Annotated in this window: 8 protein-coding genes; 6 read left to right on the top strand and 2 right to left on the bottom strand. The window is 66.9% G+C overall.

From position 1 onward, the window contains the following. Positions 1 to 22 precede the first annotated feature (22 nt). A complete protein-coding gene (locus tag DIE08_RS25860; RefSeq protein ID WP_124904309.1) occupies positions 23 to 3253 on the bottom strand; it encodes an efflux RND transporter permease subunit in 3231 nt (1076 codons plus the stop codon). A gap of 269 nt (positions 3254 to 3522) precedes the next feature. Here DIE08_RS25860 and DIE08_RS25865 point away from each other — a divergent pair, with 269 nt between their 5' ends. From DIE08_RS25865 to DIE08_RS25895, 6 genes are all read left to right on the top strand, one after another. Next, positions 3523 to 3804, top strand: a complete 282-nt coding sequence (locus DIE08_RS25865; RefSeq protein WP_059600819.1) for a DUF4148 domain-containing protein — start codon at positions 3523 to 3525, stop codon at positions 3802 to 3804. An 832-nt stretch (positions 3805 to 4636) separates the two neighbouring features. Then, the gene (locus tag DIE08_RS25875; RefSeq protein WP_124904313.1) at positions 4637 to 5176 is read left to right on the top strand and encodes a hypothetical protein; all 540 of its coding nucleotides are present in this window, start codon (positions 4637 to 4639) and stop codon (positions 5174 to 5176) included. Positions 5177 to 5689: 513 nt separating this feature from the next. Further along, on the top strand, positions 5690 to 6940 hold the full coding sequence (locus DIE08_RS25880; protein ID WP_124904315.1) for a DNA repair exonuclease: 1251 nt from the start codon (positions 5690 to 5692) through the stop codon (positions 6938 to 6940). Positions 6941 to 6943: 3 nt separating this feature from the next. After that, a complete protein-coding gene (locus tag DIE08_RS25885) occupies positions 6944 to 10414 on the top strand; it encodes a YhaN family protein (RefSeq protein WP_124904317.1) in 3471 nt (1156 codons plus the stop codon). A 121-nt stretch (positions 10415 to 10535) separates the two neighbouring features. Continuing rightward, positions 10536 to 11060, top strand: a complete 525-nt coding sequence (locus DIE08_RS25890; protein WP_059600831.1) for an HD domain-containing protein — start codon at positions 10536 to 10538, stop codon at positions 11058 to 11060. Positions 11061 to 11069: 9 nt separating this feature from the next. Further along, positions 11070 to 11753 (top strand): DUF429 domain-containing protein, encoded by a 684-nt coding sequence (locus tag DIE08_RS25895; RefSeq protein ID WP_124904319.1) that lies wholly within the window; start codon positions 11070 to 11072, stop codon positions 11751 to 11753. Positions 11754 to 11936: 183 nt separating this feature from the next. On the opposite strand, the gene DIE08_RS25900 is transcribed toward DIE08_RS25895, so the two are convergent. Beyond that, positions 11937 to 12374, bottom strand: a complete 438-nt coding sequence (locus tag DIE08_RS25900) for an ATPase (RefSeq protein WP_260436564.1) — start codon at positions 12372 to 12374, stop codon at positions 11937 to 11939. Positions 12375 to 12946: the final 572 nt, after the last annotated feature.

Genomic DNA, 12946 nt, shown 5'->3' on the forward strand with positions numbered 1-12946 from the left:
GGGAATCGGGATGCGTTCTTGATCAGCGCACCACCGGCATGTCCTGCACGCGGCGGGCGACGGCCGCTTCGCGGCGTCGGTCGAGCCACGCGTGGATGAAGCCGAACAGCACGGGTACGAACAGCAGTGTCGACAGCGTGCCGAACGCCAGCCCGCCGATCACCGCACGGCCAAGCGGGGCATTTTGTTCGCCGCCGTCGCCGAGGCCGAGCGCCATCGGCAGCATGCCGATCAGCATCGCGAGCGCGGTCATCACGACAGGACGGAAGCGGCTGAATCCGGCCTCGAGCGCGGCCTGCCACGGTGATGCGCCGCTTGCGATCAGCTCGCGCGCCGCGTTGACGACGAGGATGCTGTTCGCGGTCGCGATGCCGATGCACAGGATCGTGCCGGTCAGCGCGGGCACCGACAGCGTGGTGCGCGTGACGAACAGCATCCACGCGATGCCCGCCAGCGACGCGGGCAGGCCGCCAACGATCACGAGCGGGTCCAGCCACGACTGGAAGTTGACGACCATCAGCAAGTAGACGAGCGCGATCGCGATCGCGAGGCCGCCGAGCAGTCCGGTAAACGATTCGTGCATCGCCTGCACCTGGCCGCGCAGCACGATCGACGAACCGGGCGGCAGTTGGGCGCGCGCATCGTCGACGAGCTTCGTCACGTCGGCCGTGACGCCGCCCAGATCGCGTCCCTGCACCGACGCGAAGATGTCGAGCACGGGCTGCACGTTGTAGTGCGACACCACGGCCTGCTGCGTCGCGCGGGAGAACGCACCCATTGCGCCGAGCAGGTTCTGTGCGGGCGCGCCTGCGGCCGGACCGCCGGCGGGCGTCTGCGGCGGGCGCGCGGCACCCGCAGGCAGCGGTATGTTCGCCAGCGCCTGCAGCGAATCGACCGAATACTGCGGGGCCTGCACGATCAACGGGTAGCTGACGCCGTTGCGCGGATCGAGCCAGAAGTTCGGCGTCGTCTGCGAACTGCCCGACAGCGCGATCAGCAAGTTCTGCGCGACGTCGCGTTGTTCGAGGCCGGCCTGAATCGCCTTCGTGCGGTCCACGTCGACGTTGATCGCCGGCTCGTCGCCCGGCTGCTGGATGCGCGTATCGACGAGGCCGCGCACGCCGCGCAGCTTCGCAAGCAGCGCGTTCGCCACCGCGCGGTTCTGGTCCAGCTTGTTGCCGACGATCTGGATGTCGACCGGCGCGGGCAGTCCGAAATTGAGAATCTGGCTGACGATGTCGGCCGGCAGGAATGCGAACGTTACGCCCGGGAACGATTGGGCCAGCAGGTTGCGCAGCTTCGCGACATACGCCGCCGTCGGCGCGTGGTTCGGCTTCAGCGTGATGTTCACGTCCGCATCTTCGGTGCCGATCGGGTCGGACGAGTCGTACGTGAGGTTGATCCCGCTCACCGGCACGCCGATGTTGTCGAGCATGCCGGCCAGCTGGTTCGCCGGAATCACGGTACGGATGCGCGCTTCCACTTCGTCGGTGAGGCGCGCGGTTTCTTCGATCCGCGTGCCGGTCGGTGCGCGCAGATGCAGACGGATCTCGCCCGTGTCGACCGACGGGAAGAAGTCCTGGCCGGCGAATGCGAACAGGCCGGTCGATGCGGCGCACGCAAGAAGAAACGCGGACGCGAAACGGCGGCGATTCGAGATTGCTGCCGACAGCAGCGCGCGATAGCGCAGCCGGACCGCCTCGAAGCGACGTTCGAATGCGGCCTGGAATCGTGTGATGCGCGCCAACACGCCACGCGGCGGGCGGCCTTGTCCCTTTGCGCGCATCAGGACCATGGCGAGCGTCGGCACCAGCGTACGCGAGAAGAAATACGACGCGACCATCGCGAAGATCACCGCTTCGGCCAACGGCACGAACAGGTAGCGCGCGACGCCCGTGAGCATGAACATCGGCACGAACACGATGCAGATCGACAGCGTCGATACGAAGGTCGGCACGGCAATTTCGCCCGAGCCAGTCAGAATGGCATCTTCCAGCGGCGCGCCGCGTTCGAGATGGTGCGTGATGTTCTCGATCGCGACGGTCGCGTCGTCGACGAGTATCCCGACCGCGAGCGCGAGCCCACCGAGCGTCATGATGTTGATGGTCTGACCGAGCGCGCCCAGCGCGAGCAGCGATGTGAGCACGGCGAGCGGAATCGATACGGCGATGATCAACGTCGCGCGCCAGCTGCCGAGGAACAACAGGATCATCAGCGCGGTCAGGCAGGCGGCGATCAGCGCTTCGCGCACGACGCCCTGCACCGCCGCTTTCACGAACACCGACTGATCGCCGAGCGCGGAGATGTGCAGCGCATTCGGCAAGCCGGCCGCGATCTTCGGCAGCATCGCCTTGACCTGGTCGATGATCGTCAGTGTCGACGCGCTGCCGGTCTTCTCGACGGTCAGCAGCGCCGCGCGCTTGCCGTCGACGCGCACGATGTTGGTCTGCGGTGCGTAGCCGTCGCGAACGTGCGCGACGTCGTGCACATAGACCACGTTGCCGTCGATCGTCTTGACGGGCAGGTTGTTCAGCGCGGCGACCGTCTGTGTGCTGCCGTTCATCTGCACGTTGTACTCGCGCGTGCCGATCTTCGCGGTGCCGCCCGGCAGGATCAGGTTCTGCGCGTTGATCGCGTTCACCACGTCGATCGGCGCGAGCCCCTTCGCCTGCAGCGCGCGCGTGTCGAGATCGACGACGATCTGGCGAATCTTGCCGCCGAACGGCAGCGGTACCGCCGCGCCTTGCACCGTCGCGAGCTGCGTGCGGATGAAGCTGTTGCCGAGGTCGTACAGTTGCTGTTCGGCAAGCGTGTTGCTCGACAGTCCGAGCTGCAGGATCGGCACCGTCGACGCGTTGTACGTGATGATGTTCGGCGGCAGCGTGCCGGGCGGCAGGATCCGCAGGATCGACGCGGAATTGCTCGCGGCTTCCGCGATCGCGCGATTGATGTCCGCGCCGGGGTGGAAGAAGATCTTCACGACCGACACCCCGTTCAGCGACTGCGATTCGATGTGCTCGATGTCGTCGACGTCCGACGTCAGTGCGCGCTCGTAGTTGGACGTGATTCGCTTGGCCATGTCCTCGGCGGAAAAGCCGTTGTATGACCAGACGATGCTGACGACCGGAATGTCGATGTTCGGGAAGATGTCGGTCGGCATGCGCAGGATCGCGAGCGGTCCCGCGATGAAGATCAGCAGTGCGAGTACGACGAATGTATAGGGCCTGCGCAACGCCAGCCGGACGATCCACATGATTTTTTTCCTCGAAGCAGGGCATGGGTGCCGCATTCGATGCGGTGAGCATGCAGTCTGCTGGCGCGGCGTTGACCCGTTGCTGACCTGAACATTACGAAACCGTTATCCGTGCGTGGGCGACGGATTTCAAAGTTGTCATCTGCCGGTCAGCGTGGGGTGCGGGTCGATCGCCAGAATGGACGTGTCAGGCGGCGAATCGCGATTGCGGTCACGCCGGCGGCGCATCGACGATGCGTCTTCATTGAACCGTTCTCGGGAGTTTCATCATGAATCGCAAACTGATCGCAGCCGCGCTGCTCGCCGTCGTCGTCGGAACGCCGGTCGCCGCCTTCGCACAAACTTCGTCGTCCGGCGTGACCCGTGCCGAGGTAATCGCCGATCTCGTTCAGGCACAACGCGACGGCACCGTGCCCACGTCGAACTCCGACTATCCGCCGAGCGCGGCGACGGTCGCACGCAACCGCGAGCTCTACGCGATCGCGCACGGTGACCAGCGCACCGGCATGGCCGCCGCGGCAACGACCGTATCGACCGCGAGCGCGCAATGAAGCAGGGGAACGCGACGAAGCTCCGTTCCCGGATGGTGGTCGCCGCGCTGCTCGCGGCGACGGCCATGCCGGCCTTTGCGCGCGGGCAGCCGGAATTGCCGAGCGACGACGGCGGCCGTGCGAGTGTGCTGCGCGAGCTCGTTCCGACGCAGGCGTCGGATGATGCGCGATCGCGCACGGCATTCGCCTCCTCGCATGGCGGCGGCAATGCACACGGGACTGCCGCGACATGGCGGGTCCGAGCCTCGTCGAGCCCACAGGGGTGATCCGGGGTGCCGCCTCGAGATCCTTTTCACGCACGTACGTCGAAGTCGGCGCGACAGTGAGCGGCGACGGTGTAACCCTGTCGCGCGTCGGCCATCACTCAGGCGATCGGCTGGTTCGCATCGCCAGTTTCGCCCACCGTGTCTGAAGTCCCGATACCGAATCCGTACGCACGGCCACGCATGCGGAGCCCGCATGCCGGCCCGGACGATGGTGTCAAAAAGGTGTCGTGCGGATTGGCACGGGAGACCGGCGGGGTAACCGCCGGCGTCGTCAAGCAAGCCTTTGGGATGCCTGCAGGAATGGTCGCTTTCCCTGCTAGCCGGTGCGTTGTGCCCGGCGCACCGAAGCATGCGATCGGACGGCGCCAATCACGAGCCGGTTCCGATGATTGTCAAACAGTGTGAGTCAATCGTCAGCATTTGCAACGGAAGTAACAGTCCCCGCAATTCGACGGTTTTGGGCGGCGGCGCCGCTACATTAGCTCCACCTGCCGCACGTCGCGGTGAGGCATGCGACCAGCCGCGGAACGCGGCCCGCAGCAACAACGTCTTTGGGGAGAATGACCATGAACAAGATTCGCACGATTCTGCTTGGCGCCGCGCTGACGGCAATCGCATCGGCGGCTTTCGCACAAACGGCCCAGACGGGCGCTGAGGGTTCCGCCGGCGTCGGCGCCCAAGTCCAGACGCCGCTGCTCGGCGGCGGCGTGGGCGTGCAGGCAGGTGCCGGCGCGAATGCCGCGGGCTCGGGTTCGGGCGCAGGCAACGTCGTCGGCGGTGCGCTGAACGGCGTGGGCAAGACGGTTGGCGGCGTCGGCTCGGCGGCCGGTAACGCGGTCGGTGGCGCGACGCAGGCAGTCGGCTCGGCCGCCGGTTCGGCGAAGGACGCGGCGGTATCGGCCACGCACGCGGCGAAGTCGCACGTGAAGCACGTCGCGAGCTCGGCGAAGAACCATGCGCAAGGCGCGGTGTCGACGGCGGGCGATGTCGCCGGCGGCGCGAAGGCGAAGGCTGGCGAAGCGCTCGAAGGCGCGACCAACTCGGTGCAGGGCGGCGCATCGGTCGGCTTGAAGGGTTCGGCGTCGGCGCAAGGCGGCGCGCTGTAAGCAACCTGCGCCCCGCACAGGCCCGGCCCGCTTCGATGCGGGCCGGGCTTTTTTTATTGATGCGCCGTGCATCGTGACAGGAAGCGTGTGCCGCGGACCGAAACAGGCGGTCCGTATACTCTCTGCCCATTGCCTGCACGCCATGCTTAAATAGGGGGCTCCCGGCATGGTCCGGTAACATGCCGAGGCATCACGAATTCGAAGTACGGGGAGACGGCGAACGCCGGTGTCATCGGCGTCGCATTGTTCGCGCGGAAGGAAAGCGCCGAGGAAGCGCTGCGTCGCAACGCGACTCCGCCCCGGACAACGACAACGGCTTTGCACTGCCGCCCGTGACGCGCGGCGAGTGACGCCGACGAACTTCACCGTCGTCGGGATGCTGGGCCGTGGTCTGCGCGGTGCCCGCTTTCAGGTACCATCCCGACCCGCTGGCGACGGGCGGCCGTGCCCGGCGTTCGATCGCGCACGATGCCGGTCGACATCGCTCCTTCGTCATGAAACAGAGGAATCTTCGTGAAGTTCATCCACGCGGCAGACATTCACCTTGACAGTCCGTTGCACGGCCTGAGCGCGTATCCCGACGCGCCGGCCGCGCAGTTGCGCAACGCGTCGCGCGAGGCGCTGCGGCAGCTCGTGGATCGTGCGATCGAAGAGGAAATTGCGTTCCTCGTGATCGCCGGCGACCTGTACGACGGCGACTGGAAGGACCACAACACCGGCATTTTCTTCGGCCAGCAAATGGGCCGCCTGCGCAAGGCCGGGATTCGCGCATTCGTGCTCGGCGGCAATCACGATGCCGAAAGCGAGATGACGAAGAAGCTCACGTTGCCCGACAACGTCACCGTGTTCGGCCACCGCAAGCCGGAAACCCACCGGCTGCCGGAATTCGACGTGGCGCTGCACGGGCAGAGCTTCAAGGACAAGGCTGTCGTCGACAATCTCGCGATCGGCTATCCGGACCCGGTGCCGGGTTACTACAACATCGGCGTGCTGCACACCGCGCTCGAAGGCTATGCGGCGCATGCGAACTATGCGCCGTGCACGCTGGCGGAACTGCACGCGAAGGGCTACGACTACTGGGCGCTCGGCCACGTGCACGAGTTCCAGCAATGGTCGGGGCCGTCGACCGTCGTGTTTCCCGGCAACCTGCAGGGTCGCCATATCCGCGAGACGGGCCGCCGCGGCGCGGTGCTCGTGACGATCGAGCAGGGGCGCACGCACATCGAACGTCTGTATCTCGACGTATTGCGCTGGGAAGCCGTGTCGGTCGACGCGTCCGACTGTCTCACGGTCGCCGACCTGTCGAGAAAGATCGGCCAGTCGCTGGAGGCGCTGCTGAACGTCGATGGCCATGTGCCGCGCGCGGTGCGCGTGACGGTCACGGGGCGTACGCCCGCGCACGGCCTCTTTTTCGGGCGCGCCCCGCAACTGCGCGCGGAGGTGCTGAACCAGATCGGCATCATCGGCAACGAACGGCTGTGGCTGGAGAAGGTTCGGCTCGCGACATCCGCGCCCGAGCAGCCGCAGGGCGAGAGCGAGCAACTCGAGGCGCTGGAGGATCTCAAGCAGATCCTGGCCGATGCCGCGCACGATCCGGATTTCCTCGCGCTGCTTGAGCGCGACCTGAAGCCGTTCGTCGGCAAGGTGCGCAGCGACGTGAAGGAGGAGGTGCCGCTGCTGACGATGGCGCGCGCCGGCGAACTCACGGCGCTGGTCGAGCAGGTCGGGCCCGCGTTGCTCGCGCGGCTGGCGAGGGGGGAATAAGCGATGCGCATCAGCCAGCTCGATCTGATCAAATACGGCAAGTTCACCGACGAGACGCTGCGCTTTCCGTCGGCCGGCCAGGATTTCCACGTGATCGTGGGGCCGAACGAGGCCGGCAAGTCTACGATCCGGACGGCCGTGTCGGAACTGCTGTTCGGGATGAAGCTGCAGACGCCGCTCGACTTCCTGCATGCGACGCCCGAACTGCGGATCGGCGGCGTGCTGGAGAGCGGCACCGGCGCGCTCGCATTTCATCGCGCCCGCGGACGCAGCCCGCTGCGCACACCCGCCGACGACAAGCTGCCGGACGACTATCTGAACGCCATCGTCGACGGCGCGACGCGCGAGTTCTTCGAGCAGATGTTCGGGCTCGACCACGGTCGGCTCGTCGACGGCGGCCGGAGCATACTCGATGCGTCCGACAAACTCGGCCAGGTGCTGTTCGAATCGGCGGCGGGTGTCGGCACGCTCGGGTCTGTGCGCGAGGAACTCGACGCGCGCGCGGGCGAGCTGTGGGCGCCGCGACGCAGCGGCAGCGCATTCGCGCAGGCCGAGGCATTGTTCAACGAAGCGGTCGGCGAACTGAAGGCGGTCCAGGTGCGCACGCGCGACTGGGTCGATCGCAAGGAAGCGCGCGATGCGGTCGAGCAGGAGATCGAGCAGGCGCGCGCGGAGCAGCGCCGGCTTGAAGCGCTGCGCTCGAAGCTCGAGCGCGTGCGGCGGCTGGCGCCGTACCTGAAGGAATTGACGATCAAGGAAGCGGCGCTGGCCGAACTGGGCGCCGTCGTCGAATTGCCGCCGACCGCGTACGCAGACCTGCTGAAAGCGCAAGGCGATCTCGCGGCCGAACAGAAGGTGCTCGAGGAGCGCCGCGCGAACCTGCTCGCGAAACGGCAAGCGCGCGACGCGATCGATCCGGATGTCGACGCGCTGGCTCTCGAAGGCGACATCGAAGCACTCGACCGGTTGCGCGGCGCCTGCATGAATCACGCACAGGATCTGCTGTTGCTCGGCGCGGACGTCGAGCGGCATCTGTCCGCTGCCGGTTCCGCCGCGGCTCAGCTCGGCTGGCCGACCGACGAGGCGTCACTGCGCGCGGCACTGCCGAGCGCGCTGTCGCTGAAGACGGTCGCGAACCTGTTGCGCGATCACGGCGCGCTGCATCAGGCGCTGGCCGGCGCGCGCGAATCGCTCGACGAACGCACGCAGGAACTCGCGCAGGCGCAGGAACAACTGGCGCGTCTGTCGACGGTCGATGTGCCGGAAGTGCTTCGAGCGGCGCTTGCCGACGCGCAGGGCTTTCGCAGCAGCGGCCAGCGCGAACAGGCGCTCGAACGCGACATTGCCGCCGCAGAGCGCGCGCTCGCCGATGCGCTCGATGCGCTCGGCCAGTGGCGCAAGCCGGTCGACGCGCTGCGGGTGCTCGATGTGCCGTCGGCGGCGCGGCTCGGCGCGCTGCTCAACGAAGCAAGCGAGCGCGCGAGTGCGGCGGCTGCCGCACGCGATGCGCGGGACGGCGCGCAGGAGGAACTCGAGCGGCTCGAACTGCAGGAGAAGCATTTCGCCGAGACTCACAAGGTCGTCACGACCGCCGAGGTGCTGGCGGCGCGCGCACGCCGCGACGATGCGTGGGGCGATATCCGCAGCGGCGCGGTCGATCTCGCAACGGGTGCGCCGGCCGTCGACGATGCGATACGCCTCGCCGACGAACTGGTCGATGCGCAGCTCGGTGCCACGCAAGCGGCGGCGACGTTGCAATCGCTGCGTCAGCAGGTCGAGTCCGCCCGCGCGGTATTGACGCGCCGGCAGGCGGCAGTCGACGAGCGCGAGCGCGAGCTGGCCGCGCACCGCGACGCATGGTCCGACCTCGCGACGACGGCCGGCGTGCCCGGCATGCCGCTGGCAGCGATGGGCGACTGGCTCGCGAAGCGCGACGTGGTGTTTGCCGCGCAGCTCGAGCTTGACCGCCAGCGCCGCGAATTCGAGGCGATCCGAGAAGCACGGGCCGGCGCGGAGGCTACGTTGCGTACGGCGCTGCGCCTGGTTTCGCGCGGCAGCGACGCCGAGGGGCTGGCGGCGCTCATCGCGATCGCCGAGACGTTCGTGCAATCGGCTGAAAAGACGCTCGCGCAGAAGGACAGCCTGGAGGACCGCGCGCGCGAAGCCGAACGCGGCTGCGCGACGGCCCGTTCACGCGCCGGCCAGGCCCAGGCGGCCTACGATGCGTGGCAAGCGCAATGGCGCGATGCGCTCGCCGACGCGAAGCTGTCAGCGAATGCGGTGACGCTGGCCGCAGCGGAAGGGGCGCTCGGGCTCGCGAATGCGGTGACGGCCGAACTGGCCGGCGCCGATGCGCCGCGCAACCGGATGGCCGCGATCCGTGCTGAGCTGGCCGCGCTCGAGGCCGGCGCACGGCGGCTCGCTGATGCGCTGGAGCCAGCATGGCTGGCGAGCGGCGACTGGCTGGACGTTGCGCGCCGGTTGACGATGCGCGTGGCGGCCGCACGGGAAACCGCGCGCGCGATCGATCGCGCCGACGAGGCGGTGCGGCAGGCCGACGGCAAAGTCGCCGATGCGGCCGCCGCGGTGGCGGGTGCGGATGCACGCATTCAGCCGTTGCTGCAACTGGCCGGCGTTGCGTCGATCGATGCGGCGCTGCCGCTGGCCGAGCGATCGGATCGGCAGCGCCAGCTTCGGCAGGCTGTCGATGCCGCGAAGGAGGCGCTGGTGCGCGATGGCGACGGGTTGTCCCAGGCGGCCGTCGAGGCCGAGGTCGCGGAACAGGACATCGCAGACGTGCCCGCGCAGCTCGAAGCAGTGAAGCAGTCGCTCGGCGACGTCGGCAAGCGCCTGAACACGCTCGCGCAGCAACAGGTCGTCGCCCAGCAGGCGTTCGGTGCGATCGACGGCCAGGCGAGCGCGGCCGTGGCCGAGGCGAAGCGGCAGGAAGCGCTGGCCGCGATGGGTGACGCGGCCGAACAGTATCTGGAAGCGGCGACGGCGAGCCGTCTGCTGAAGTGGGCGACCGATCGCTATCGCGACCAGAAGCAGGGGCCGATGCTGCGCCGGGCGGGCGAGATTTTCGCGGGGCTCACGCTCGGCGAATTTTCGCGGTTGACCGTCGACACCGAACGGACGCCGCCCGCGCTGTACGCGCGGCGCACGAAGGGCACGTCGGTCGAGGTGGCCGGCCTGAGCGAAGGCACGCGCGACCAGTTGTTCCTCGCGCTGCGGATCGCGGCGCTCGAACTGCAGCTCGCCAGCCGGACCGCTCTGCCGTTCGTTGCCGACGATCTGTTCATCAACTTCGACGATGCGCGTGCGAAGGCGGGGCTCGAGGCGCTGCGCGATCTGTCGACGCGAACCCAGGTGCTGTTCCTGACGCACCACGATCACCTGCTGCCGCTCGTGCGGGACGTGTTCGGCGCGCAGGTCAACGTGGTCGCGCTGCAGCGCGAGGTAGCCGGCGCATGACACGGGGCGGCCCGATGGTCCCGATACTTGGGAATGGTCATCGCGTGCAGGTAGTATGTGCGGTTCCGAAACGGACGTGACCGGTTCTGCCGGCCGCAGTCCGGCCACACGAGGGATCAATATGAACAAGCTGGTAGCTGCCATCGCATTCGCGGCGGACAAGCATCGCAATCAGCGGCGCAAGGATGACGAGGCATCGCCGTACATCAACCATCCGATCGCGCTGGCCGATGTGCTGGCCAACGAAGCCGGCATCGAGGACGAGCGCGTGATCGTCGCGGCCGTGTTGCACGACACGATCGAGGATACGGAGACAACCGAGCAGGAACTGCTGCGGCTGTTCGGCAAGGACGTCGCGGACATCGTGATGGAAGTCACCGACGACAAGTCGTTGCCGAAGGACGAGCGCAAGCGCCTTCAGGTCGAGCATGCGGCGAACATCAGCCGGCGCGCGAAGCTCGTGAAGCTGGCCGACAAGATCTGCAACCTGCGCGACATCACGCGGCATCCGCCCGCGGACTGGCCGCTCGAGCGCAAGCAGGCGTACTTCGACTGGGCGAAGTCGGTCGTCGACCGGATGCGCGGCGTGCATCCCGGCCTGGAAGGAATCTTCGATGCCGCGTACGACGCGCGGCCGGCGGACTGACGCGCAGCCATGCAGGCGGCCCGATCCCGATCCGTCGCGTGGTCATCGCCTGCGGTGGCGGGCGTCGACGTCGGCGGCGACAAGAAGCAATGCGATCTCGTGATCCTGCGCGGCTCGACGATCGTCTGCCGCGAGGCGCGGATCGCGCCCGAAGCGCTGCCTGCGCTGTGTATCGAGCATGACGTGGTGGCCGTCGGCGTCGATGCGCCGAGCCTGTGGTGGACGGGAAGCGGACGCCGCGCGGCCGAGCAGGCGCTCGCGCTTGAACGGATCTCATGTTTCCCGACGCCATCGCGCGAGCAGGCCGTGGCCAGCACGTCGGGCTTCTTCGACTGGATGTTCATGGGAGAGCGCGTCTACCGCGCGCTGGCCGACGCCTATCCGCTGCTGACCGACGCACGCTATGCCGGCGGGTGCGTGAGCTTCGAGACTTATCCGTACGCGATTACCTGCGCGATGCTTGGCAAGGCGATCGCGTCGGCGAAGCAGAAACGCAACCAGCGCAGGCAATTGCTGATCAAACTCGGGATCGACGTGTCGACACTGCGATCGGTCGACGCGCGGGACGCGACGTTGTGCGCATTGACCGCGCAATACGTGATCGACGGAAACGCGCACGCGTATGGCGATGCGGCGGGCGGGTACATCCGTGTGCCGATCGTCGGCGAGGCGATCGTGCTCGATACGCTCTAGTCACTCACGGGCCGCGGTTGGCTGCTACCCGTGAATCCGTGACGGCAAGGTGAGCTTTTGCGGGGGACGTATCTGATCGTCGACGTCAAGGTGCCGCGCAGTGACAGCCGGTCGGCATGTGCGAAGCCGGTGGCATGCGCAACCTGTTTAGTCGATGCGCCGTGCGCCTCCCGGCCGTGCTGCTCAGTCTTCGAGAATGGACTTCGGCACGCTGGAGAGATCGCAGGCAGCCGCGTGCTCGAAATAGCCTTGCGCATCGTCGATCATCACGACCGCGACGTCGATCAGCTCGTCGAGTCGCTGCAGCAGCGATTCGCGCCACTCGATGTCCTCATCGCGCTCGGGCGTCTTGTCGAGCTGCTCGATGATCGAGTCGGCCGTTTGCAGGAACGGGATCGCCTGTTGATAGTTTTCGATCGAGACCATCGCTGCGTTGCGCGCGCCGACAAGTCGTTCACGATGCTCATCCGCCAATTCGGATACGCCGCTGATGCGCGGCAGGACATCCGAGATGCGTTGCAGTAGCGGTGGTACCTGTTCTTCGAGCATGACGGCGCGCTCGCGCAGCGCGGCGTATTCATCACGGAGATTGGCGTCGCCGGATTGAGTGGTGCTGTCCATCGTCGGTATGAGAGGGTTGTTCGATCGCGGCATGATACTCGACGGCGTGCGCCCCCTTTGTTTGATTCGCAGCCGGGTGACCGGCGTGAGGGAAATGCGGGCGTGCTCGAACAGAGGATGTTGTCGCCCCACCGGTATAGGAGTTAAGAAGGACTCGCCCTGAATCTGTCGCGGACTCTCCGCGCTGAGGTAATGTAGAGCGCCCCACCCCCAAGCCCCCGTGCGCGGCAGCGCACGGGGGCTTTTTCGAAATATTTTCACAAAGGGGGTTGCGCAGACCGGGGCGGGTGCATAGAATCACGCCTCTTTCGCGCTAACGGAAACGCGGCGCGGGGGAAGAAGGGAAGCGGTGCGATGGAGGGTCGGTTGTAGAGCCCCGGCGCACATGAAGTTGAACCCAGTGGTCGCAACGAAGCAGTTCAAAAAGTTGTTGACTGACTGAAAAAGACGGTTCATAATCTCGTTTCTCTGCTGCTGAAAACGCAGCGCTGCTGAGAAACTTCAGGTTTCTCGCAGAAATGCTCTTTAAAAATTAACAGCCGATAAGTGTGGGCGCTTGATGGAAGCGAGCT

Source organism: Burkholderia sp. Bp9004 (assembly GCF_003858025.1).
GTDB classification, from domain to species: Bacteria; Pseudomonadota; Gammaproteobacteria; order Burkholderiales; family Burkholderiaceae; genus Burkholderia; species Burkholderia diffusa.

Excerpts from the sequence above, each read along its gene's own strand:
- DIE08_RS25860 (WP_124904309.1), bottom strand. The coding sequence starts at position 3,253 with ATGTGGATCGTCCGGCTGGCGTTGCGCAGGCCCTATACATTCGTCGTA.
- DIE08_RS25865 (WP_059600819.1), top strand. The coding sequence starts at position 3,523 with ATGAATCGCAAACTGATCGCAGCCGCGCTGCTCGCCGTCGTCGTCGGA.
- DIE08_RS25875 (WP_124904313.1), top strand. The coding sequence starts at position 4,637 with ATGAACAAGATTCGCACGATTCTGCTTGGCGCCGCGCTGACGGCAATC.
- DIE08_RS25885 (WP_124904317.1), top strand. The coding sequence starts at position 6,944 with ATGCGCATCAGCCAGCTCGATCTGATCAAATACGGCAAGTTCACCGAC.
- DIE08_RS25890 (WP_059600831.1), top strand. The coding sequence starts at position 10,536 with ATGAACAAGCTGGTAGCTGCCATCGCATTCGCGGCGGACAAGCATCGC.
- DIE08_RS25895 (WP_124904319.1), top strand. The coding sequence starts at position 11,070 with ATGCAGGCGGCCCGATCCCGATCCGTCGCGTGGTCATCGCCTGCGGTG.
- DIE08_RS25900 (WP_260436564.1), bottom strand. The coding sequence starts at position 12,374 with ATGGACAGCACCACTCAATCCGGCGACGCCAATCTCCGTGATGAATAC.